Here is a 24150-nt window from a genome sequence, read left to right as displayed (position 1 = left end):
ACAGATGTAAAATTCCGCTTCCACAAAAAAACCAAGTTTCATTTATCTTCAATTTGGGATAGAATATAAGGTATGAAACATAAGAGATTCTTATTTTCATGGATACTCATCCTCAGCATGATACCCTTACTGGCCATTCTTGCATGGAACCAGTTTAACTGGCTGCAGGAACTGAATAACAGGGAAAAATACAGAATTCAGGAAAGCATGTATGATTCCGCAAGAAATCTGTCAAAGCGGGTACGGAATGAAATAATGATTTTTCCTTCACTTGTGCATACCAAAATAAACGAGAATATAACACTGACAAATATCCTGTTTGAACGTTACCAATTCTGGAAATATTACGCCATTAATCCCCAAATGATAAAAAACATTTATATCATTGAAAATGAGGGACAGGTGGTGCATGAATGGAATGATGACAGCCTTGATATAGTCACGGACAGTCAAATACTGAAAGAAATAAACCGTTCCCATACAACACAGGAATTCCTGGAATCTTTTCCGGACTCCTGCAATACGGAAATCAGAATTTACATTCCGCTTGACTATAAACAAAGTAATATTTCAGTATTGTATGTTATAGACCGTTCCATCGTTTTACAGGATGTTATCCCGACGCTGGCCCAGGAAAATCTCGAGTCCGTTGATTTATATGATTACAGGATCATAAACAACCAGGATAACTCGCTGATTTATACAACAATGACAAATTACCGGGAAGATTATTTTTAATCCCCGATGTCGAGATATGCCTCGCCAGTCAAAATATATATGCGGAAACAGCCCCTTCGCCGGTCCGCGCAAGCAGCGGATACAGGTCCGCGTATTATTCCAGCGCGGATGAATATAATGATATTCTGCCCTTCTTTTCAGAGGAAATTCAGACCCATATTTTCGGAAATATATCAATCCAGATCATCCACAAAAATCGTTCGCTGGCGGATATGTCAAGTATGGCCACAGTCCGCAATGCCGTAATAAGCTTCAGTATTCTGATTATATTAATAATCGGGATGGTAACTCTGGTTGAGGTTACCCGCCGTTCGCGCCAGCTTGTAACAAGCCAGATGGAATTCATTGCAACAATAACCCATGAGCTGAAGACACCGCTTGCCGTAATTTCGAGCGCAGCGCAGAATTTAACGGACGGACTTGTCAAGGATAAACTGAAAGCCGAGCAGTACGGTCAAATGATAAAAAAAGAAGCGACCAGACTGAGTATCACCATTGAACACTATTTATTGTATTCAAACACAAATACCGCGTCCAGAATCCGGCCTGAAGTCTGCAGTATTGCGGAATTAATCCAGGCAGCGCTTAAATTCACCGAAGAAGAGCGCGAAGAACTTGAATTTTCAACGGAAATTATCCTGCCGAAGGACCCGGTTTTTGTCTATGGCGACAAAATAGCCCTTGAATCCGTTTTTCAGAATATTGCACAAAACGCTGTCCGGCATGCCGCGCAGGGAAAGTATTTAGGAATTTTTGTTTCTGTAGAATTTGCCGGAAAAAGAAAAAAATCAAACCATGTGGTAATAAAATTCCGGGACAGGGGTTCCGGAATTTCCCCGCAGGAGCAGAAAAGCATCTTTGAACCCTTTGTACGCGGGAAAAAGCGGTTTTCAATCAAATCCCCGGTAATGGAATAGGATTAAACCTGGTAAAACGAATTGTTGCCCTGCATAATGGATCTATAAGACTTGAAAGCAAAATCGACACCGGAAGCACTTTTATTATTATATTACCATTATATAGGGGAGAAGAATTGTATGGCGACTAAGATATTAATGATAGAAGATGAACCCGGATTGATAGTGACTGTTGGGGACCGGCTGGAAGCGGAAGGATATATATTTGAATCAAGCACAAATGGAATAGACGGCGAGGAGAAAGCCCTCACGGGAAACTATGATCTCATAATACTTGATGTTATGCTTCCGGGAAAGGATGGTTTTTATATTTGCAAATCCATCCGTTCGTCGGGACTTTTAGTTCCGATTCTCATGCTTACGGCGCTTGGTCAGGTCGCAGACAAGGTTCTCGGGCTTAAAATGGGGGCCGACGATTATCTGGCGAAACCTTTTGACATGTCGGAGCTTCTGGCCCGTATCGAGGCCCTCCTGCGCAGAGCGGAGGCCTCGGCCCAGGCTATAGACACCTACCAGAAAAAACCGGGCAGCAATTTATCCATTGATCTAAAGAGAGGATTCATAATAACGGATGATAAAGAATATTCCCTTTCCGCCCAGGAAATCAAGCTGCTCGATTACTTTTACCGGCATGAAGATACTATTATTTCACGGGAAGAACTTTTGAATACTGTCTGGGGCTATGATTCGGATATAACAACAAGGACCATTGACGTTCATGTTGCCAGGCTCAGACAGAAAATGGGAGATGTAAAGGATGTGTCAAAGTATATACATACTATTCGAGGAATCGGATATAAATTTACCAGACCGTAACCGTTATGCGTTCTGCAGCATACCGGATGGCCAGAGTCCGCGCTTTTCCAAAATATTACCGGGATTAATTTCTGTCCTGTCAGGGGAAAAACCCAGCGCTTCGTTCAGTTTTCGGAGATACGCATAACGGGAAATATTTACCCCGCCGAACCGCGCTATATGGTCCGTATAAACCTGTGAATCAATAAATTTTCCCTGCATGTGTGAAAAAAAATAACCGGCAAAAATCGCGAATGCGGCTTTTGAGGCTCCGTCTATGCGGGTAAACATTGATTCCCCGAAAAAAGCCTGTCCGATATGTACACCGAAAAAACCGCCCGCGAGTTCATTGCCTTTCCAGGCTTCCACAGAATGCGCAAGGCCTTCTCTGTGCAGCCGTATATATGCCTCGATTATATCATCTGTTATCCAGGTGCTGTCCTGGTCCGGCCGCGAAATCGATGAACAGAAGGTTATCACCCGCTCGAAAGCGGTATCAACCCGTATTTCGAACGGATACCGCTTGATTTCGCGGGCAAGCCGCGAGGGTATATGAAACGTTTCCGGTAAAATTACAAAACGGGGATCAGGGGAGTGCCAGAGCAATGGATCATCGTCATTAAACCACGGGAAAATTCCCTGTGTGTATGCGGAAACCAGCATGCCCGGCGAAAGATTCCCACCGACAGCAACAACAGTACTGTCGGTATCCTCCGGTTCGGGAAAGCGGAAAAAGGTATCAATTTCAAGAAAAGGAAAATCCGGCGTCTGCCGTTTTTTTTCCCCGTCAGTCATAATGGAATATCCGTCCCTGTAATTATACGGCGGCAGGTTCTGCAACCAGAAGAATATTATTCTGTGCCTGCTCATCATACCGGACATGGACCGTTCCGCCTTCAGACAAACTGCCGAAAAGGACCATATCAACAAGGGCTGTGGTTATTGTTTCCTCGATTATCCGCGAAGAATTTCTTGCTCCGAATTCCGGGGAATAGCCCGCTTCAGCCAAATGGGAAACTACTTTGTCGTCCACATCAAGGATGACCTTTTTTTCTGCCAGTTGGATCCGGACAGCGTCAAGCTCTTTTCGTACAATGGATTCCATTATCTGCTTTGAAAGATGCTCAAAACGGACAACGGCATCAAGCCTGTTGCGGAATTCGGGAGTAAAAATTCTTTCAATTGCCTCATGTATGGCGGCCCCCGTTACTTCCTGTTCGCCGAATCCGATCATTGGTTTTCCTATATCTCTGGCTCCGGCATTGCTGGTCATAATTAAAATGATATTCCTGAAATCAGCCTTTCTGCCCTGATTATCAGTAAGTGTCGCGTAATCCATAATCTGGAGAAGAATGTTGAATATATCAGGATGGGCCTTTTCAATTTCATCGAGCAGAAGAACAGCATGGGGCTGCTTCCGCACTGCGTCTGTAAGAAGTCCTCCTTCGTCAAATCCGACATAGCCCGGGGGAGAACCGATAAGTCTGCTTACCGTGTGCTTTTCCTGATATTCACTCATATCAAAACGGAACAAGGTGACGCCGAGCTCTTCCGCCAGTTTGCGGGCAAGTTCCGTCTTTCCGACACCGGTAGGACCGACAAAGAGAAAATTCGCGACGGGTTTTCCCGGTGAACGGAACCCGGCCCGGGACCGTTTAACAGCTTTGACAACAGCCGCAACAGCTTCATCCTGTCCAAAAATGGAAGCATGGAGGTCTGGCTCCAGCATTCTCAGCCGGTCTGTTTCCCCTGTTGTTATTGTCCGCTCCGGTATATGCGCAATTTTTGCCACAACAGATTCAATAAGGGCCCTGTCCACTATAAGGGGCAGCTGCTCAGGACTGACCGAAGCAGGTGTCTCGGTTTTCTGCCCATCCTCCGGGGTTTTTTCCTGTAAACCTCCGGAATTCCGAATAGCCGCAGAGGAAGAGGCCATTCTTGCCCGGGCGCCGGCTTCGTCAATAATATCAATAGCCTTATCCGGTAACCGCCGTTCGGTTATATACAATGCGGAAAGTTTGACAGCAAGATTGATTGCCTCGTCAGTATATGTCACGCCATGAAATTCTTCATACCGTTTTTTCAGGCCCTGCAGGATTTCGACTGATTCCGGCTCCGAGGGTTCTTCAATATCAATTTTCTGGAAACGCCTGGACAGGGCGTGGTCTTTTTCAAAATATTTATTGTATTCCTCATAGGTTGTGGAACCGATACAGCGGATTTTTCCTGAAGTTAATATAGGCTTCAGTAAATTTGAGGCGTCAAGGGCGCCTTCATTGGAAGCTCCGGCTCCTATTATCGTATGGATTTCATCAATAAAAAGAATTGTTTTATCTTTTTGAGCAATTCATCGATTATTCGGCGGATCCGCTCCTCAAAATCACCGCGGAATTTTGTCCCTGCAACCAGAGACCCCATATCGAGGCTGAAAATTTCATAATCATATAAGAGCGGGGGGACGGTCCTGGAAACAATCATTTGCGCCAGTCCTTCAGTTATTGCAGTTTTACCTACACCAGCATCGCCGACATGGACAGGGTTATTTTTCATTCTCCTGCACAAAACCTGAATTGTCCGCTCCAGTTCATCTTTCCGTCCGACCAGAGGTTCCAGCTTACCCTCGCGCGCAAGTTCCGTCAGATTAACAGCATAACGGCCGAGCATGCTTTTCCGGCTTTTCTGGGGGTCATTGCCGGAAAAAGACTCCGACTCGTCCCTTTTTTTCCGGTTCTTACTGTCAGAGGCTTTTTCCCGGTCCGTCTCTGAAAAGATGCGGGATATTTCCGAGATAGGATCAGCCATCTCGGAGTAGAGTTCCTGTTCATAACTTTCTGCCCCGAGATCATCAGAAAACATATTCTCATCGAGAAAGTATTCAATACTTTCTTCAGAAAGTTCTTCATATGGTTTATCGGGATCGTCATCCGGAATTTTACCGTGACTTATAATTTCCAGAAGCATAAGCCTGTCGAGGCCGCTTTTGCGCATATAATATGAACAATAGTTATAATGCTGGTCCAGCAGGCTTACCAGAATATCCGAAATTTCCAGAACAGGCTTTTCAGCGCTTTCACAGTGGATTATTGCCTGCTGGAATATATTCTGGAACCCCACGGTCTGAACCGGTTCGCGTGCCTCTGCCAGCACAGGGACTCTTTTCTTGAGATAATCATTTATGTTGTCGTAAATATATGCAATATCAGCGCCGCACATTGATAAAATCTTAAGCACGGGAGGGTGGTTCAGCGCAGCAAGCAGGATATGTTCAGGAGTCACATATCTGTGGTTTCTGTGTTTAGCGTCATCCCATGCCTGGTCAAGCACTTCTTTGACTATATTGCTTATTTCAATTTTCATATTTGCTCCATAATGCACCTGAGCGGGAAGCCGTTCTGCCGTGAAATATCGTGAACTTCCAGACAGCAGGTTGCTGCAATATCATAGGTATATACTCCTACAATGCCGCGGCCCTTATTGTGAACATTTTCCATAATTTTATGCGCATCATCACTGGTTTTATGAAAAACAGATATAAGAACCGATACTACGAAATCTTTGGTTGTATAATCATCGTTTAAGAGAATCACACGAAATTGGGGAGGTTCCTGGATTTCTTCCGAGACAACTGATTTACTTCCAATTTCATTTTTAAACTCCATACATATATATTAATAACGCAAAATTGATAAGGAAACAACTATTTTGTCTTGAAATACATTGTTCTGCGTGTCATTATAATCTCATGAAAACAATAGTCTCCTGGAATGTAAATGGCGTCCGGGCAATTGAAAAAAAGGGCTTTCTTGACTGGCTTGCTGCCGAAAATCCCGACATACTCTGCCTCCAGGAAACAAAAGCACACAAGGGACAATTGAATCTTCTGCTGACCGAACCGGTTTTTCCGGACGGCACCGGATATTTTTCATGGTGGAATTCCGCAAAAAAACCGGGATATTCCGGAACGGCCCTGTACAGCAAAACAGAACCGCTCAATATTATTGATTTCGGCTACCCGGAATTTGATGATGAAGGCAGGACCGTGATCGCTGAATTTCCCGATGCAACGGTTATTTCAGCCTATTTTCCGAATTCCCAGGAAGCCGGGGCCCGGCTCGGCTATAAACTTGATTTCTGCGCGGCGATACTGGAAACATGCAACAGACTGACCAAAGCCGGTAAAAATATCATTCTCTGCGGGGACTATAATATCGCCCACAAACCAATAGACCTTGCCAACCCGAAAAGCAATGAAAAGAACCCCGGGTATCTCCCGGAAGAACGCGCCTGGATGGATACTTTCATAAACTCGGGATATACGGATACTTTCCGGCATTTTTGCCCTGACGCCGGTCATTACAGCTGGTGGAGCTACCGTTTTAACGCAAGAGAGAAAAATATCGGGTGGCGTATTGATTATATATCTGTAAACAACTCTTTTATTTCCAAAGTTACAGAATCAAGCATCCTGAAAGATGTATACGGTTCCGACCATTGTCCGGTAAAACTGATATATGAAAATTAAATATAATGCTCCGACATCCCTCACCTATGCCTTCGTCTGCGTACTGGTTTTACTGATTAATCAGTATTTTTACAGGGACCTTATCCGTATCTTTTTTACTGCGCCGACAACCCTGACCTTCGATATAACCAATCCGCTGTTCTATCTGCGCCTTTTTACCCATATCGCGGGTCACGCCGACTGGAACCACCTTGTCGGGAATATGGCTTATATTCTCCTGCTGGGCCCGATGCTGGAAGAAACATACGGCTCCTTTACTATGCTGTTAATGATTATCGTCACAGGTTTTGTCACCGGGGTCCTGAATGCCTGTTTTTTCATTCAACCCCTTCTGGGCGCCTCCGGAGTTGTGTTTATGATGATTCTTCTGGCTTCATTCACCAATCACGGAAAAGATGAAATCCCCCTCACCTTTATCCTGATAGTAGCCCTCTATCTGGGGCGGGAAATCATCTCAATAGTAAAAGACGATAATATTTCACAATTCGCGCATATTGCCGGCGGTTTTTGCGGCAGCCTGTTCGGATTTTTCAGTCCCGAAAGAGCTTCATCCGCAAAAAAGAACCCGCCAAGAAAAAAGCCTCCGATCAAAAGCGAAACAGCCCGGAAAAACACGCTCCCGCCGGGAAAAACTGCCGCGGCGCCCCAGAAGAAAAATGAATCAGGCTGAACACCGGGAGAAAGTTTTTTTCACACTTTTCTCGACAGAGTGTGTACCAAAATATATCTATTTGTCATATATTAATAGATATGAAACATTCAGTAAAATCACCAAAAGAACTTTCTCTCGAAAAAAAGATTCTTGCCCATATTGAAAACGAAAAAACAGCGCACCGCGCCGCGGAACTGCTTATACATGACAGCGAGGTTAATGCCCTCCAGGACTATGCAAATACGGTCAGTATTGTGCGGCTGGGATATAATGATCACGGCCCTGTCCATATGAGGACGGTGGCGCTTAACGCAATCCATATGATGTTTCTCCTGAGGGAAGCGGGAATAGAGGCCTCTCTGGAACACGAAAACGCGGGTACTTTTGAAGACAGCCTTACCGCTGTAATTTTTGCGTCGTTTCTGCATGACGTCGGCATGACTGTCGGGAGGCAGGATCATGAATTTTTCAGTTCAATTCTCGCCTTTCCCATAATTGACCGCCTGCTCGGGCAGGTATATCCCGACAATATATCCCAGCGGTGCGTTGTACGTTCTCTCACCCTGGAAGGCATTATCGGACATATGGGGGGGCATAAAATACATTCACTTGAAGCGGGGATCATTCTCGTAGCCGACGGCTGCGATATGAAAAAAGGCAGGGCAAGGATACCAATGACTTTGAGTACGGAACCGAAGGTTGGGGATATCCACAAGTATTCCGCGAATTCCATAGAGGCCGTTACAATCATGAAGGGAGCTGAAAAACCGCTCCGCATAGAAATACTGATGAGCAGTGATGTCGGCTTTTTTCAGATTGAAGAAGTCCTGATACCCAAAATAGACGCGAGTCCCGCCAGGAAATATATTGAACTGCTCGCCGGGACCCAGACCGCGGAACTGAAACAATATCTTTGACCTGCGCCAATACATCGCACCGATATGATTGAAGAGGGCGGCCAAATCTGATATTATATTCTTATTATGCAACAACGTCTTGAAAGTCTGAAAACCCGCTTTGCCGAAGTTGAAACGGAAATACAAAACCCTGAACTCATACGCAACGCAAAACAATATAAAGATGTTATGCGTGAACACTCCTATCTTTCAGACCTTATGGAAGAATACGCAGTGTATCTGCAGATTGAAAAAGAAATAACCGAAACGCAGCAGCTTGTCCGCGAAGCCGATGACCCTGAAATACGGGAAATGGCAAAGGAAGAACTGCGCGAGCTTGAAAACAGATTTGAGTCAAGCAGAGACAAATTGAAACTTCTTCTTATTCCCCCTGACCCGCTTGAAGAAAAAAATATTATTATGGAAATCAGGGGCGGGACCGGAGGTGAAGAAGCCGCCCTCTTTGCCGCTGATTTATTCAGAATGTATACCCGCTATGCGGAAACAAAAGGATGGAAATATGAAATTCTCTCTTCAAGTGAAACCGGGCTGGGCGGCTTGAAAGAAATAACATTTTCCATTTCCGGAAAATACGTGTACGGCAGCCTGCGGTATGAATCAGGAGTTCACCGCGTGCAGCGGGTTCCCGAAACGGAAGGATCCGGACGCATCCATACCAGCGCGGTAACCGTCGCGGTACTCCCCGAAGCTGAAGAAACGGAAATAAATATCCAGCAGGAAGATCTCCGCATTGATGTAATGAGGGCAGGCGGTCCCGGCGGACAATGCGTTAATACAACCGATTCAGCAGTCCGTATCACTCACCTTCCTACCGGCCTTGTAGTTATCTGTCAGGACGAAAAAAGCCAGATAAAAAACAAGGCAAAGGCTATGCGTGTTTTACGGACCCGGCTTTTTGAGCTTGAAGATAACAAAAAGAATGCCGAACGCGCGGCAGACAGAAAAAACCAGGTCGGATCAGGAGACCGTTCCGAGCGGATCAGAACCTATAACTTTCCCCAAAACCGCCTGACCGATCACCGCATCAATCTTACATTATATAAGCTTGATCTGATCATGCAGGGAGATCTGGATGAGGTAATAGAGGCCCTTTGTATTTCTGCAAGAGAAGCGCAGCTGAAAGGGCAAAAGGAAATATAATAACGGTTTACCCGGCATAGGGCATTCCGGATAAAGTTGATTATGAAAAGGGATTCAGAAACAACTATCGGCGGCCTGATAAAAAAAGGCTCACATATAATAGGGAAAACAAAACCGGAAACGGCCTTGCTGGATGCATGCCTGCTGCTCGGAACGCTACTTTCCCGTGACAAAGCCTATCTTCTGTCACACCGGGAGGAAACCGTTCCGGTGGATGCTATAGAGCTGTTTTATTCCGCCGTCAGACGGCGACAAAACGGCGAACCTGTCGCTTATATCACAGGCAAAAAGGATTTCTGGAGGTATTCCTTCCGTGTTACTCCCGCGGTTTTAATTCCCAAACCCGACACCGAAATTCTGCTGGAACGGGCCCTGTGCATTATAAATGAACAAAAAGCAAAAATTGAAAACAATAACCCAGGATTCAAAAACGGATTTCAGGTCCTTGATGTATGTACCGGCTCCGGCTGCATAGCGGTTTCTCTGAAAGCTGAATTACCGGATATCAGAGTCACCGCAACCGATATTTCCGGTGAGGCCCTTTTAATAGCGGCGCAGAATGCGGAAGAAATACTCGGTTCAGGTCATACAGTCAGATTTATCCAGGGAGACCTCCGGCCCGGACTTCCTGCCGCAGAGGGAAAATCCGGGGAAAAATATATGCTGGTTGTTTCAAACCCGCCGTATGTGCCAACCGAAACCGCGGCAAGCCTTTTAGCAGACGGACGGAATGAACCGCTTCTTGCGCTTGACGGCGGAGCGGAAGGGCTTGACCTCATCCGCCCGCTTATTGACAATGCAATATCCGTTCTCGAAAAAAAAGGACGAATTCTTGTTGAAACAGGAGAATATAACGCTGATGCCGCCGCAGACTATTTGCAGGCAAAAGGATTTATTGAAATAGCTATTCATAAGGATTTAAGCGGCCAAAACCGCGTTATAGAAGGACTGCTATTGTGAGTGACAGACTGGAGCAATTCCTTTCAGAATATATGTATTTCTCGGAAGAAGAAGCCGGAAGAATCCGCTCCGTATGGAATTATGTGTCACAGCTTAAAAAAAATGTTGCAAGGGCCTGCGGGGAAGACTTTATGGACCACCCGCTCAGGGTCGCACGAATCCTTGCCGATCTCAGCCTTGACGGTGACAGCATTGCCTGCGCCCTTCTGCACGGGTCTACAGACAGCCTCAATCTTACTGCTGCAATAGTTGAGGAAAAATTCGGGAAAAATATTGCCCGGCTGGCGGAGGGGACTTCACGGATATCGGCAATGAAGCTGCAGAATAAAACACTTCATCAGGCTGAAATAATCAGAAAAATGTTTTTCGCAATGATCGGAGACATTCGGGTAATGCTTATCAGACTTGCTGACCGGCTGGATAAAATGAGGAATCTGAAAAATTTTCCAGAAGATCAGCAGAAAATTATCGCCCTTGAAACTATTGATATATGGGCCCCGCTTGCAAACCGGCTGGGAACACGCTCAATAAAAGAAGAGATGGAAGATCTGTGTCTTAAGTATTTGTATCCTGATGCCTATACCCAGATTAAATCTTTTGTTGCGGCAAAAAAAGATGAACGGGAAATTTTTCTCGGAAAGGCGGAAAAAGCCATTTACAGCGCCGCATATAAAGCAAACATTGACATAACTATTTCTTCCCGGGCAAAACATTTCTGGTCTATTTACCAGAAAATGAAAAAGAGAAATAAATCCATTGATGAAATTTTTGATTCCCTTGCCATCCGGATTCTCTGCCCATCCGTTAACGATTGTTATACCATGCTCGGCCTGGTGCATACTATCTGGAAACCGCTTGAGGGCCGTTTTAAGGATTATATTGCAATGCCGAAAACGAATGGCTATCAGAGTCTTCATACAACCGTAATGTGCTATGAAGGGAATCCCCTGGAAATACAAATCCGTACCAGAGAAATGCACCAGATAGCGGAAAATGGTATTGCCAGTCACTGGCTTTATAAAAAGGCTCCGAACAATACAATAAAGGTTGATGAACATCTTTCAATAATCAGCAAATTCAAAGAGCTGTCCGAAAAGAATTTTAATGACGATGAATTTCTTGCTGAAATAAAATCGGATATTCTTGGTGAATCGATTTATGTTTTTACACCGAAAGGTGATATAAAAGAAATGCCCGCGGGTTCAACCGCTATCGATTTTGCCTATAGTATACACTCCGCAATCGGAGAAAAAATTGTCGCGGCAAAAGCGGACGGCTCTATCATCCCTCTTTCCCAACCGCTTAAAAATACACAGGTTGTGGAAATTATAACACATCCGAATGCGCGTCCAACCAGAAATCAATATGCTATCGTAAAAACGGCAAAAGCAAGACAAAAAATACGGGCCTGGCTTCAGGAAAATGATCCGGACAGTGAATTTGAAAAAAAGGAATCTGCGCCTCCCGTACAAACAGGAAAGCAGCAGACAAAGGAAATACAGGAAACCCCTGAACCGGGAAAAGAATTGCCTGTAACTGATACGGCTGTTCTTAAAATCCGCATAGGCGATACAACCAATTTTATGATAAAATTCGCAAAATGCTGCAACCCTCTTCCGCCAAAACCAATCACCGGCTATGTTTCACGCGGGAGGGGAATAATTATTCATAGCACGGACTGCCGTAATCTTGAAAATATTCCTGATATTGCACACCGCCATATTTCAGTGGAATGGGAAATACCTCCGGCGGAAGTAAAGCAGCATAAAAGAAAAACATAAAACAGGATTTGAACTTGTGACTTCTGCCGTGTGAAGCGCGATCGGACGTTATATCAAAAACATTTGCTAATTAAAAAAAACTGCTTATTGGACGATACAAGATTTGAACTTGTGACTTCTACCGTGTGAAGTGCGATCGGACGTTATATCAAAACATTTGCTAATTAAAAAAAACTGCTTACTGGACGATACAAGATTTGAACTTGTGACTTCTACCGTGTGAAGGTAGCACTCTACCACTGAGTTAATCGTCCAATAAGCAGACTTATTCTGTTAACTTCCGATCGCCGCACTCTACCACTGAGTTAATCGTCCGACAGACAATCCTAACATGTTGCATAGAGACCAGTTTTTTGCCTCTTATCATTCTGTATCCAAGAGAGTGAACCGACCGTATATAACCATTTCAATATTAGATTATACAATACAGTCGCAAGCGGTTCAATATTTTTTTTCTCTTTTTATAAAAATATATGCCGGTGCAAATACTCAGTCAGAAATTATTCATCCTCACGTTGCTGCAAAACAGGTTCATTCTCCATCACCTTTGGTATATTCGCATCTATCTCAGGAACAAACTGGGGTGTCGGTTTCAGCATATATTCCATATTGACATAGGCAGGGGATACCCTTTCGGCCCGGACAAGAGTGTCAGGATTACGTGAAAGAGCATCAGAGGCCCGGATGGCATCGGATAGGAGAGCAAAGGATCTTGCATTTTTAACAGAATCGCCTGTTCTCAAAGCCTGCAGGTGGAGAGTAACACCAAGGTTGTTGGCCGTATCCCTATACATCTGAACAAATTCATTATGGTCTGGCCGGACCTGCGGAAAAACAATTCCCTTGCGGAGACGTTCCGCTTCGAGCATTTCCATCAGACGTTCATAATATCCCTGGGCCGCATACAGATCCCCACGCTTAAAAAGCGTATTGCCCAAAGAGTATAAAAGGTTTTTATCCCCAGGTTCCCTGGCATATGCGCGCATAAAAGATGTCAGGGCCTTTTCATAATCCATTTTCTGATACTGTATGTATCCAATCCTGTATCGGATCGATGGGGTATCTTCAAGCTCCGCAATTGCCTTTTCATAACTTTGCAGGGCATTATCCAGATTGTTCGAGATAAAATAGTCGGTGTCACCAAAGTCAGCATACAAACGCCCGACCAGAGGGTCCTGTTTTACCGTTCTGTTAGCCCGGGCATTTTCATACAGCGTGATTCCCTGTGCATACAAATCCCGGGCGACATTGTAATTTTTTTCCTGGGCCCGCAATTCCCCAAGCAGACGGTATGCATTAATGCGTGTCAGCATGCGCTTCGGCGACATTCCGCGGGCATCTTCAAAAAGCTGAAGCGCTGTCGTAAGAGAGGAAGCTGCGAGATTATTCCGGTAATTATAAATCCAGAACAGGGCCATATTATAATGGGCTTCGGGAATTGTCCGTCCCTGCTGCAATGCGCGTTCCAGCAGTGTTCTCAGGTCTGTAATCTGTGTTCGAAGGGTTTCGGAATCTCCGGCCTTCGGCATATATCTTTTTTCAACGAGATATCCGCTTAATTCAACAAGATCTTCAGCGCCGAGTTTTGCCCGCTTACCCATAAAATGGTCTTTGAGAGGAAGAACTTCCGCGAGATTATCGGTCCGGATAAAATACCTCATCATGCGGGCAAGATAAACATCCCTTGAACCGTATAATTCGACAAGAGACGCGTAAGCCCGGCGGGCATCCTCATATTTTTCAGGGACTTCTTCCGCCCAGTCAAGATAGACATCACCCAACAGAAGAAGGCCGTCTTTGTCATTGACATGATTATCAAGGACCCGCCGTTTCAAGACCAGTTCGGCCTTTTCAAAATTGCGCAAATCAGTCCGCAGCATTTCCGCATATTCCAGGCCTGCCGCTTTATCATTTTTAAAACGGTTTAAAAGACGTTCATACATTAACTCTGCCGAAATATACTGTTTTTTATCCCTGAAAGCCCGGGCATACCGGAAATACCAGCGTTTTTTGTCCCACCGCTGTACGCCCTTATCAAAAAGTGTAAAGGCCTGCGTATAGCGTCCGTCTTCGATTGCCGCATAGCCCTGCTTGTAATAATTTTCAGCAACAATAGGATTATAAATGAATTTCCAGGAAAGATAAAAAACACAGCCTGATAAGACCGCAATTATTGTAAACAGAATGCTGATCGGAAGAATCTTATTCAGGAAAATATACTTGAATGAACTTTTCTCAAGCTCATATTCTTCCACGCTCTTCTTTTCAAAATCTTTCGGAATCGGGATGGAACGCTCAAGAATGTTTTCAAGCTTGCGGGCTATTTTCCGTATGGGAGTTCCATTCAGAATTTCATGGACGAGTTCCATTTTCTGAATTTCCGTACCCAAATCGCCGGTTATAAATTCCTCAACCGCAATACGGAGATTAAGGGGATAGGAGTTCTGTATTTCAAGGAACCGGTCAAAATCTTCTTCCGAAATTTTGAGCGGGATTTCCTTTTTCTGGCTTTTCCTTCCGCCCAATATACTGGACGTCAAATCGGAAATGCCCGATTTTTTACCGCCGTCGGATTTTGACTGGCCTTCTTCTATACTTGCCCTGATAAAATCATCATCAAGGCTGAAACCGTCAAAGCCGTCAAAGTCGCCTGAAGGGGAACCGGCGGGTGCGTCTGAAACGGAGAAATCGCCAAAATCATCGAGGTCGGGAATCTCCGTTCCTGAAGAAGGGGCGGCGGGAATATCAATATCATCGACGCTGCCGAGCGTATCAAACCCACTCAGGAGGTCTGACGCATCCATACCGGGAGGACTGTCTGAAGCAAAATCCGATGTTGGCAAAAAATCATCTGAAGCCGGTTGATCCGGAGACGAAGAAAAATCAAAATCAGGCATGTCATCTTCAATCTCAAGATTGGGAAAATCGTCCCCGAATGACAGGCCTTCATCGGCGGGAGCAGCATCGCCTGACGGCGTTACGCCGGTATCTTCTTCTGTCCGGAAAAAATCATCAGGAAGATCGCCGAATTCTTCGCTGGAAAAACCGGAGGAAGCATCAGGTACATCAGGTATTTCAAATGAAAAATCACTGTCAGTGCCGGAATCAACCTGAATGGCATCAGATTCTCCCCCTTCCCGGCTGCTTTCTATGTCATCCGCAAAGCCGGAGAGTAAATCATCGGGAACAGAAAAACTGTCGGAAGTATCAGGACCGGCGTCCTCATCTGCGGGAATCTCATCCGGAGAATCCCCCGCAATCTCCGGAGAAAAGCCGGAATCATCAAAATCAAAAGGAACGCCAAAATCATCATCATTTGCCGCCGGAGTCTGAACAGTTTCGCCCGGTGTTTCCGCAGGGGATGATACATCATCACCCGGAACCCCATCCAGAGGAAGTGAATCAAGTATGGAATCTATGCCTGAAAGATCCGGAGAAGCAGGGTCTTCTTCCGGGAGCATCGGTCCGGCATCCGCATCGGAAATCGCATCGAGATCTATTGAATCAAAATCAGAAAACCCTGAGTCATTAGCGACGGCAGGCTCCTTCTTGGCTCCGGCTTCCGGAGAGCTCTCTTCCGGAATTGCCGTATCAGAGGGAACGGCAGATTCTTCATCAGTATCGGGAAAGGGGTCTATATCAAAATGAAAATCAATATCTTCAGGAAAGCCGGACTTTTCATCATCCGGAAGGTCCTGTTCGGAAGCCTCTGAATCAGCCTCCGGTTCGTCCTGGACGGACGGCGGTTCCGAAGCATCAAGAGAGGCAAGCAAATCATCAACATTAAGGCTGGATACTGCGTCAGTATCCGAGGGCAAAGGATATTCTTCAAAGTGTTCTTTTCGTTCAGCCGTAATTCTGCGTTCATCACCGAGAGTTGTGAGTTCTGTCCGCAAATGTTCAAGCTCTTTTCTTCCTGGCATGATTACTGTTAATCCCCACCCCGCCTATTATATAGTAGATAATCGGATACAAAAACACTTCACTTTAGCATAGCTTTTAATACAAAATTATAACCCTTATATTAAGATTTTGAAGGATTTTCCGACAATTGTAAAGGAGTATTATGAAGCGAAAACTGTTATTTTTATTTGTCTTTACCTGTATTTTTCTCATTCAGGCAGCCGGAGCCGAAATAAACGCGATAACATATCAGGAGCTTGTTGCCTCAATTTCCAGAGTACAGGAACCGTTAATATCTGATAAACATGTCATTTTTACGGCAAGAGGCGATGCCAGATATGTAGGAATTGCCTTTGAACATGAGGATTACCGGTTTATCCATTCCTTTCAGCGGATAATACGGAGGGATTTATACGGAAAGCCCCAGGTCGACGACCAGGGCAGGCCGCTGGAAACCGTTCTTTTTTATATTGCGGAGATTCCTCCTGAAATGAAAGAACTGACATACCGGATGGTTGTAGACGGCTTGTGGACAACCGACCCCCAGAATCCGCATACAAAATATGATTACATTAACGGAATGAATGTATCGATTTTACCCGTGGAATATTATGAAATTTTTCAGACATCCCAGAGGGACAGTAATCTGGTAAAATTTACCTACGAAGGAAATCCGGGTGCGGTAATCAGGCTGGCCGGAACATTCAATAACTGGGATCCTTTTATGTATGAGTTAACGGAAATATCACCGGGGCGATATGAAATCTCCCTGCCGCTGCCTAAAGGGACCTGGTATTATGCGTATTTTGAAGGAACAACCCAGCGTCCCGATTCGACAAATTCGAATCATGTATATACCAAAGACGGCCGCGTAGCGTCTGTTCTCGTCGTTAAATGACGGCTGTTGCCGCGTTCAGATTAAAGGCTATCCGCACAGAATAACATTGCTTCCAGTGAAATTTGTCTGTATCTTTAAACTCTGGGACTATATCAGAGTTCGGAAGAATAAAGAAATTTCAGGAGGCTGTTTCCATGTCAGACGCATTAATCGGACCGATAAAAAAAAGGCGCAGTATATACACTATCGGCAAGCGCAAGGTCATATCCGAAGAAAAAATCGAAAAAATTGTTTCAACGCTGATCCAGTACGTGCCTTCAGCTTACAATTCCCAGAGCAGCAGAGTCGTTCTGCTTTTTGGCGGGGAAAGTTCCAAATTCTGGAATATTACAAAAGAAACCCTGCGTAAAATTGTTCCCGCGGATTCCTTTGAAAAGACAGAAAAAAAACTCGCCGGTTTTGACAGCGGGTACGGCACAATTCTTTTTTTTGAAGACCAGAAAACGGTAAATGATTTAATGACCAACTTTCCCCTTTTCAAGGACAACTTTCCGCTCTGGTCCTGTCAATCGGTAGGAATGCTCCAGTTTGCTGTCTGGACAGCGCTTGAAGCGGAAGGGTTAGGCGCATCCCTGCAGCATTACAATCCGCTGGTAGATGACGCGGTAAAAAAGGAATGGAAGCTGCCTGAGGACTGGAGACTGTTTGCGGAAATGCCGTTCGGCTCCGTTGAAGGACCGGCCGGCCCGAAAGACTTCCTGCCGATCGAAACCAGATTCAAGGTATTCCGGTAAGGGAGCCTCCGCGAAGGTTCATTCGCAAGGAAATGTATTATACTGTCCGGTTTCAGCAGCCTGCGGCCGGGCCTGTAATGGATTGATTTACTGGCCGCTTGCGCGGGCTGCGAATACCAAGCGTTTAAATGTTATTCGTTATCCGGGCTGCGGCAAGCCGCGGGGTATGAAACCGGACCCTTGAATCAGCGGATATCTTCTATTTCCAGGGCAAGAGGCTGGACTGCGGCAAGCAGCGCTTCCTTTGACATATTGGCGACCTTTACTATGCACATCTTATTGGTCACATCCTTTCCGTCAAAGGCCACAATAGCTACTATATTCCCTCCCCTGGACGCAATGGCCTGGGTTATTTTCTGGAGTTCCCCGGGCCGTTCTTTCAGCAAAACGGTAAGGCGAACACCTTCCTGACGCGCCCCGAAAAGATTGATAAAGAGTTTATATAAATCGCCGTCAGTAACAATACCGACGAGAGCGTCCCCTCTCATCACAGGAAGGGCGCTTATGTTATTGTCAACCATAATGCGCGCAGCCTCTTCAATAACAACATCCTCATTAATGGTTATGACTTTGCGCTGCATCACTTTTTCAACTTTGAGTTTTGAAAGGAGATAACTCATTTCATACATATCAAGCGTTGTCGCAACTGAAGGGCTTGCGTTTACCAGGTCCCGCTCAGTGACAATACCGACCAGGCGGTTGTTTTTATCGAGTACGGGGAACCGGCCCAGTTTTTCCTTTTTCATCAGGGCCCGGGCATCCTGAACCGACATATCAGGATGAATATACAGAGGATTTTTTGTCATTACATATGAAACATCCATTTGCTCCTCCTTCCGTCTTTACTTTATAGTATAACATACAAGCCGGGAACTGCAAATAAAAACCGGCTGAAAATAATTCTTCTGCGAAAAAACGGACAACCGGTTTATCCCGCCGGAAGTCAGTCTGTTTGCTAAAGCTGTCTAGCGGCTTTACCTTTCATATGAAATTATCCGCCAAGATAGGCTTCCCTGACAGCATCGTCTTTGAGCAGCTCATGTGAGTCACCCGACTTAATAATCATGCCGGTTTCCAGTATATAGGCGCGGGACGCAAGACCAAGCGCCTTGAAAGCGTTTTGCTCAACCAGAAGAACCGTAGTACCGGCCTCATTTATTGTTTTTATAATATGGAAAATTTCATCAACCAGAATCGGAGCCAGTCCCATCGAAGGTTCATCAAGTAATAACAATTTCGGAGAAGCCATAAGCGCCCGGCCGATGGCAAGCATTTGCTGCTCTCCGCCGGACAGTGTTCCCGCAATCTGCTTTGACCTTTCCCTCAGCCTGGGAAAAAGGGAAAAGACATATTCAATATCGGAGGAAATTTTCTGCCTGTCTTTGCGGGTATAGGCTCCCATATCAAGGTTTTCACGGACAGTCAGATTGGCAAAAATCCGGCGGCCTTCCGGGACCTGCACCAATCCTGACCGGACAATAGCATCAGGAGGAAGGCCGGTAATATCAGTTTCACAAAAGGTTATTTTCCCTTTTGCTTTCTTTATAATGTTGGAAATGGCATGCAGAGTAGTTGTCTTTCCCGCTCCGTTTGAACCGATAAGCGTTATTACTTCTCCCTCGTTAACTTCAAAGGAAATACCCCGAAGGGCGTTGATTGCGCCGTAAAACACTTCCATATTTTCAACTTTAAGCATCTATCAGCGCCTCCTCTCCAAGATAGGCCTTGATAACCGCAGGGTTTTTCTGTATTTCATGGGGAAGCCCGGCGGCAATTATCCGGCCATAGTCAAGGACAATAAGACGTTCACACACGCCCATAACAAGTTTCATATCATGTTCGATAAGCAAAATAGTCAGATTGAATTTTTTCCGGATAAACTTAATATGTTCCATAAGTTCCTGCGTTTCCTGCGGATTCATACCAGCCGCCGGCTCATCCAGCAGCAGCAGCAGGGGATTTGTGGCAAGAGCCCGGGCAATTTCCAGTTTACGCTGTTCCCCGTAAGGGAGATTTTTTGCAAGCTCGGAAGACTTGGATTCAATATGAAATAATTCCAGAAAAGACCCTGCCCTGTCATGCAGCTCGCCTTCACTCCTGTAAAAATGGGGAGTCCGGAAAACGACTTCTAGGGGATTGGCGGAATACTGATTATGCATGGCTATCAGTACATTTTCTTCAACAGTCAGGTTTCCGAAAAGACGTATATTCTGAAACGTTCTGGCAATGCCGGTTTTAGACAAATAATGGGGCTTTTTCCCCTGAATAAAGTTTTCCTTTCCATGCCGGTCCGTAAAACTGATTACGCCCTCTGTCGGCTTATAAATACCTGAAAGCATGTTAAAAACAGTTGTTTTTCCCGCTCCGTTCGGACCGATCAGACCGACAAGCTCCCCGTGCTTCAATTCACTGGAAAAATTGCTGACCGCCCGGAGTCCGCCGAAAACGATTGAAATGTCATCCGCTTTGAGCAGGGTATCGGAAACTCTTGCGGCCCTGCCCGCCTCCTGGTTCATTTTATGCATCACTTTTTTTCCTTTTCAAATGGAACTTTTTTGCAAACTCTACGGCCTTTTCCCAGCACCGTACAAATGAAAGCTCTTTCATCCCCAGAATACCCTGGGGCCTGAAGAGCATAAACAGGATGAGGATTATAGGATAAATCAGCAGACGGTAATCTTTCAGGAAACGGAGGAATTCCTGCAGGGATGTTAAAACAAAGGCCGCCAGTACCGAACCGGTTATACTGCCCATTCCCCCAGAACTACATAAATCAGGTAATCAACACTCCGGTTAAAAGAAGAAAGATCGGGTTTTACGAAGCCTATAAAAGCGGCGTACAGGCCGCCGGCAATACCCGCGACAAAGGCAGCAATCACAAATCCGGTCATTTTATATTTGAAAACACTTATTCCGTTTGAAGCGGCGGCAATTTCATCTTCCCTCACAGATTTTATCGCGCGGCCATAGGATGAACGCAGGAAATTCTGGAGCAATACAACGGTAATCACCAGCGAACCGCAAATCACGAGCCAGGCGAGATCCGGCAAAAAAGCCAGGCTGGTAGTAAACCGGATGCCATTCGCTCCCTTGGTAATTGATTTCAGATTGACAAAAAGCACCCGCAATATCTCCCCGAAACCAAGCGTGACAATCGCAAGATAATCTCCCGTCAGTTTCAGTGTCGGAAAGCCGACCAAAAAACCAATGCCGGCCGCAAATATCCCGCCGATAATAATGGCCGCAGGAAGAGGCAGCTGGGCTGTCTGCGCAAACCAGATACAGGTGTAAGCGCCGGTCGCCATAAATCCCGCCTGTCCGAGCGAAAGCTGTCCGGTGATACCGCAGATAATATTAACGCTGATTGCCATAATAGCGTTTATGGCGGAAAGCGTCAGTATCTGGGCAATATAGGCGTCAATCAGGTTAATCCGCATAAGGAACGCAGGCACAAACAGTACAAATACCGAAACTGCAAGCAATACAATGAAATCTCTTATACGTTTGTTTTTTATCATACCTTAACCCTGCTGTTTTTGCCCATTATCCCCGTCGGTTTGACCAGTAAAATCACTATCAGTATCGAGAATGAAATTGCGTCCGCATACTGGGAAGAAATAAACCCTTTCGTCAGTGTTTCGGCGACACCGAGAACATACCCGCCGATCATTGCGCCGGGGACTGAACCGATTCCGCCGAGAACGGCAGCAACAAAGGCCTTTAATCCGGGCATGGAACCCATTGTCGGTTCAATCTGGGGATAGGCTGTTGCATACAGGATCCCGCCCGCGGCCGCAAGAACAGAACCCAGCGCAAAGGTGAACATGATAATCTTGTTTACCGAAATACCCATAAGACTCGCCGCATGCTGGTCGAACGAAACCGCGCGCATGGCCTTTCCCATTTTTGTCCGGCTGATAATATAATTAAGAATCAGCATCAGCACAATTGAAGTGATTATGACTATTAATTGAATATTTGAAACGCTGAAAATACCGAAAGGTATGGTTTTTGTCTGCATTGTAGGATAGGGGCGGGGATTCGGCCCCACAAAGGGGAGTACCCTCGCAAGATTTTGAAGAAAAAGGGAAACAGCAATAGCGGTTATGAGTGAATTAAGCCGGGGAGCGCTTCTCAGGGGCCGGTAGGCGAATCTTTCAATTACAATACCGACGATACCGCATACAAGCATTGAAGCCAGAAACGCGAGCGCAAGCGACCAGGGAGTAGGTGTCAGTGCGCTCAGGACATAAAAACCGGTATAGGCGCCGACCATTAAAATATCTCCGTGCGCAAAATTTATCAGCTTAACAATTCCATAAACCATGGTATATCCGAGCGCAATCAGCGCATAAACGCTTCCCAGTGAAATACCGTTTATCAGCTGTTCAATAAAAATTTTCAGTGTATCCATTATATGAAACTCCCAAACCTATAGCGGACGGAATTCCGCACCGACATAGTTAAACCATTAACAGCAATATAGTTGATATTAAAGAAGAATAGCACGGAAAAGCAGAAAAAGTATAGCAGGAATTTAAAAAAAAGCCGCCCGGTGTATTCCGGGCGGCAAAAACAACAGAATAACCCTGCATTAATCAGGGATTAACGGTTGCCTCATAAACAGGAACAAGCACCCCGTCTTTTTTCACAATTTTAAGCATTACCGCAGATTTGGTCGGATTGCGGTTTTCATCAAAGGAAAGATTTCCGGTCACATATTCTCCTGAGGTATTTTGCAGGGCGTCACGGACTTTAACGGAATCTTCAGAATCAGCTGCAATCATTGCATCCTTGAGAACATACATAGCGTCATAGGCAAGAGCCGCAAAGGAAGTCGGTTCTACCGAGTATTTTGCCGTGTATTTCTGCACAAAATCGATAACCAGCGGGTCTGTCGAGTCCGCGGCATAGTGGTTGGAATAATATCCGTTCAGAACCTCATCCCCTGCGTTTCCCTGAATTCCGTCCCATCCGTCGGGACCGACAATCGGAGTATTAATACCCTGTGCGCGGAGCTGCTTTGCAATCAGAGCCACCGTATTATAATAATCCGGCAGATATACTACATCAGGGTTCGCATTTTTGATTTTTACAAGCTGGGCGTTAAAATCTTTATCCCCTGTGTTATAGGATTCTTCCGCGACAATAGTCCCGCCGCCGGCGACAAAAGCTTTCTTGAAGTTTTCATACAGGCCGACAGAATAGTCGTTGCCATTGTCATACAGAATAGCAGCCCGTTTTGCATCGAGGTTCTCTACGGAAAATTTACCCGCGACGCTTCCCTGGAAGGGGTCAATAAAACAGACACGGAAAATAAAATCACCGGCGTCCGTAACGGAAGGAGCGGTCGCGGCCGGCGCTATTACTACTACTTTCTGGGCCTGGGCCAGAGCGGTAAAGGCCTGTGTACAGCCTGATGTAAGCGAACCTATAATAAAGTGAACCTTATCCTTTGTTGTAAGTTTTTTATAGGCATTGACGGATTTCTCGGGATTTCCCTCATCATCCTCGGCAATTACTACAACACGCTTGCCGTTAATCTCGCCTGCGGCGTTGATTTCTTCAACGGCAAGGTCAACCCCGCGCTGGGCATCAATTCCGTATATAGCCACACCGCCGGAAAGAGGATAAATACCGCCGATTTTAATTACGCTGTCATCTTCTTTTGCACAGCCGGCAAAAGCAAATACAACGGCCAGAACGGCAGCAACAGCCAGAGCACACTTCACTGTCTTTTTCATACAAACTCCTATAAAAGTCAAGCGGAAGCTTGCGCGCAGGTAACAGCGCGAACCGCAGTCAGAAAAACAACGTTTTTAAACTGCGAATGATAAAATCTCATGAGAGACTTTTACCATTCCTCCTCGTTTTATAACGCAAAATCGGGAATATTTTCCCGATTTTGTATACTATACCATAATAGAAAAAAAGTTGTCTATAAAAAAGGAACGTATTCACGGACTTTATAAACCATTTGTTAATAAAAAAACCGTCCCAAGGGACGGTTTTGCAATCAGGCGGTTTTGCCGTTTTTAATGGAAGCCTTGCAGACCTTGCAGATTTTCACTTTTTCGCCGTTGATTTCCTGTTCATACAAGACTTTTACGCCGTCTTTTTTGCAGACAGGACAGGTCCCACGGCCCCTGTTATACGTACCGGCAATTCCCTTGCCGCGATGAGCTTTTGACAT

23 protein-coding genes, 1 tRNA gene and 1 pseudogene are annotated in these 24150 nt (G+C 45.4%); 12 read left to right on the top strand and 13 right to left on the bottom strand.

Annotation, left to right across the window (positions count from 1 at the left end; translation table 11 throughout):
* Positions 1–72 precede the first annotated feature (72 nt).
* From K7I13_RS12930 to K7I13_RS12920, 4 genes are all read left to right on the top strand, one after another.
* Entirely contained in the window at positions 73–738 is a 666-nt protein-coding gene (locus tag K7I13_RS12930) for a hypothetical protein (protein WP_255946347.1), read from the top strand.
* Positions 739–959: 221 nt separating this feature from the next.
* A complete protein-coding gene (locus K7I13_RS12925; protein ID WP_255946345.1) occupies positions 960–1655 on the top strand; it encodes a sensor histidine kinase in 696 nt (231 codons plus the stop codon).
* Positions 1637–1786 carry an ATP-binding protein gene (locus tag K7I13_RS15750; protein WP_369413758.1) on the top strand — a complete coding sequence of 50 codons (150 nt, stop codon included), beginning with the start codon at positions 1637–1639 and terminating at the stop codon, positions 1784–1786. The genes K7I13_RS12925 and K7I13_RS15750 overlap by 19 nt, the downstream gene beginning before the upstream one ends.
* Positions 1776–2471, top strand: coding sequence for a response regulator transcription factor (locus K7I13_RS12920; protein WP_255946343.1), 696 nt, complete (start codon positions 1776–1778; stop codon positions 2469–2471). Before K7I13_RS15750 ends, K7I13_RS12920 begins: the two co-directional genes overlap by 11 nt.
* A 3-nt stretch (positions 2472–2474) precedes the next feature.
* Here the strand turns inward: K7I13_RS12920 and aat are convergent, their stop codons facing one another.
* From aat to K7I13_RS12905, 3 genes and pseudogenes are all read right to left on the bottom strand, one after another.
* Positions 2475–3245 carry a leucyl/phenylalanyl-tRNA--protein transferase gene (aat, locus tag K7I13_RS12915; RefSeq protein ID WP_255946341.1) on the bottom strand — a complete coding sequence of 257 codons (771 nt, stop codon included), beginning with the start codon at positions 3243–3245 and terminating at the stop codon, positions 2475–2477.
* Positions 3246–3267: 22 nt separating this feature from the next.
* Positions 3268–5807: pseudogene (gene clpA, locus K7I13_RS12910) on the bottom strand (ATP-dependent Clp protease ATP-binding subunit ClpA).
* The gene (locus tag K7I13_RS12905) at positions 5804–6109 is read right to left on the bottom strand and encodes an ATP-dependent Clp protease adaptor ClpS (protein ID WP_255946339.1); all 306 of its coding nucleotides are present in this window, start codon (positions 6107–6109) and stop codon (positions 5804–5806) included. Before K7I13_RS12905 ends, clpA begins: the two are co-directional and overlap by 4 nt.
* Positions 6110–6192: 83 nt before the next feature.
* Between K7I13_RS12905 and K7I13_RS12900 the strand changes: the two genes are divergently transcribed.
* The 6 genes from K7I13_RS12900 (at position 6193) to K7I13_RS12875 (ending at position 12422) form a co-directional block, all read left to right on the top strand.
* Positions 6193–6972, top strand: coding sequence for an exodeoxyribonuclease III (locus tag K7I13_RS12900; protein ID WP_255946337.1), 780 nt, complete (start codon positions 6193–6195; stop codon positions 6970–6972).
* Positions 6962–7642, top strand: a complete 681-nt coding sequence (locus K7I13_RS12895) for a rhomboid family intramembrane serine protease (RefSeq protein WP_369413675.1) — start codon at positions 6962–6964, stop codon at positions 7640–7642. Before K7I13_RS12900 ends, K7I13_RS12895 begins: the two co-directional genes overlap by 11 nt.
* An 80-nt stretch (positions 7643–7722) precedes the next feature.
* On the top strand, positions 7723–8541 hold the full coding sequence (locus K7I13_RS12890; protein WP_255946335.1) for a phosphohydrolase: 819 nt from the start codon (positions 7723–7725) through the stop codon (positions 8539–8541).
* A gap of 66 nt (positions 8542–8607) precedes the next feature.
* Positions 8608–9681: a peptide chain release factor 1 gene (gene prfA / locus K7I13_RS12885; protein WP_255946333.1), complete on the top strand. Its 1074-nt coding sequence runs from the start codon at positions 8608–8610 to the stop codon at positions 9679–9681.
* 42 nt (positions 9682–9723) lie between these two features.
* Positions 9724–10641, top strand: a complete 918-nt coding sequence (prmC, locus tag K7I13_RS12880) for a peptide chain release factor N(5)-glutamine methyltransferase (RefSeq protein ID WP_255946331.1) — start codon at positions 9724–9726, stop codon at positions 10639–10641.
* Positions 10638–12422: a RelA/SpoT family protein gene (locus K7I13_RS12875; protein WP_255946329.1), complete on the top strand. Its 1785-nt coding sequence runs from the start codon at positions 10638–10640 to the stop codon at positions 12420–12422. Before prmC ends, K7I13_RS12875 begins: the two co-directional genes overlap by 4 nt.
* A 182-nt stretch (positions 12423–12604) precedes the next feature.
* Here the strand turns inward: K7I13_RS12875 and K7I13_RS12870 are convergent.
* Both K7I13_RS12870 and flcA read right to left on the bottom strand, forming a co-directional pair.
* Positions 12605–12676, bottom strand: a tRNA-Val gene (locus tag K7I13_RS12870).
* A gap of 246 nt (positions 12677–12922) precedes the next feature.
* Positions 12923–16345 carry a periplasmic flagellar collar protein FlcA gene (gene flcA, locus K7I13_RS12865; RefSeq protein ID WP_255946327.1) on the bottom strand — a complete coding sequence of 1141 codons (3423 nt, stop codon included), beginning with the start codon at positions 16343–16345 and terminating at the stop codon, positions 12923–12925.
* Between the two features lie 143 nt (positions 16346–16488).
* Between flcA and K7I13_RS12860 the strand changes: the two genes are divergently transcribed.
* Positions 16489–17223, top strand: a complete 735-nt coding sequence (locus tag K7I13_RS12860) for an early set domain-containing protein (protein ID WP_255946325.1) — start codon at positions 16489–16491, stop codon at positions 17221–17223.
* Between the two features lie 134 nt (positions 17224–17357).
* On the top strand, positions 17358–17957 hold the full coding sequence (locus K7I13_RS12855; protein ID WP_255946323.1) for a nitroreductase family protein: 600 nt from the start codon (positions 17358–17360) through the stop codon (positions 17955–17957).
* Positions 17958–18142: 185 nt separating this feature from the next.
* Here K7I13_RS12855 and K7I13_RS12850 read toward each other — a convergent pair whose 3' ends face one another.
* The 8 genes from K7I13_RS12850 to K7I13_RS12820 form a co-directional block, all read right to left on the bottom strand.
* The gene (locus tag K7I13_RS12850; RefSeq protein ID WP_255946321.1) at positions 18143–18781 is read right to left on the bottom strand and encodes a CBS and ACT domain-containing protein; all 639 of its coding nucleotides are present in this window, start codon (positions 18779–18781) and stop codon (positions 18143–18145) included.
* A 167-nt stretch (positions 18782–18948) separates the two neighbouring features.
* Entirely contained in the window at positions 18949–19653 is a 705-nt protein-coding gene (locus K7I13_RS12845; RefSeq protein WP_255946319.1) for an ABC transporter ATP-binding protein, read from the bottom strand.
* Positions 19646–20482 (bottom strand): ABC transporter ATP-binding protein, encoded by an 837-nt coding sequence (locus K7I13_RS12840; protein ID WP_255949332.1) that lies wholly within the window; start codon positions 20480–20482, stop codon positions 19646–19648. Before K7I13_RS12840 ends, K7I13_RS12845 begins: the two co-directional genes overlap by 8 nt.
* A complete protein-coding gene (locus tag K7I13_RS15745; protein WP_369413674.1) occupies positions 20475–20711 on the bottom strand; it encodes a hypothetical protein in 237 nt (78 codons plus the stop codon). Before K7I13_RS15745 ends, K7I13_RS12840 begins: the two co-directional genes overlap by 8 nt.
* Complete coding sequence (locus K7I13_RS12835) at positions 20699–21475, bottom strand: branched-chain amino acid ABC transporter permease (RefSeq protein WP_369413673.1); 777 nt, start codon at positions 21473–21475, stop codon at positions 20699–20701. The genes K7I13_RS15745 and K7I13_RS12835 overlap by 13 nt, the downstream gene beginning before the upstream one ends.
* Complete coding sequence (locus K7I13_RS12830) at positions 21472–22371, bottom strand: branched-chain amino acid ABC transporter permease (RefSeq protein ID WP_255946318.1); 900 nt, start codon at positions 22369–22371, stop codon at positions 21472–21474. The genes K7I13_RS12835 and K7I13_RS12830 overlap by 4 nt, the downstream gene beginning before the upstream one ends.
* 184 nt (positions 22372–22555) lie before the next feature.
* On the bottom strand, positions 22556–23701 hold the full coding sequence (locus tag K7I13_RS12825; RefSeq protein WP_255946316.1) for an ABC transporter substrate-binding protein: 1146 nt from the start codon (positions 23699–23701) through the stop codon (positions 22556–22558).
* 272 nt (positions 23702–23973) lie between these two features.
* The gene (locus K7I13_RS12820) at positions 23974–24150 is read right to left on the bottom strand and encodes a hypothetical protein (RefSeq protein WP_255946314.1); all 177 of its coding nucleotides are present in this window, start codon (positions 24148–24150) and stop codon (positions 23974–23976) included.

It is taken from the genome of Brucepastera parasyntrophica, from assembly GCF_022376835.1.
Taxonomy (GTDB): domain Bacteria; phylum Spirochaetota; class Spirochaetia; order Treponematales; family Treponemataceae; genus Brucepastera; species Brucepastera parasyntrophica.
The sequence above is the reverse complement of the archived record's forward strand: the minus strand, read 5'-3'. Positions and strand labels throughout refer to the sequence as shown.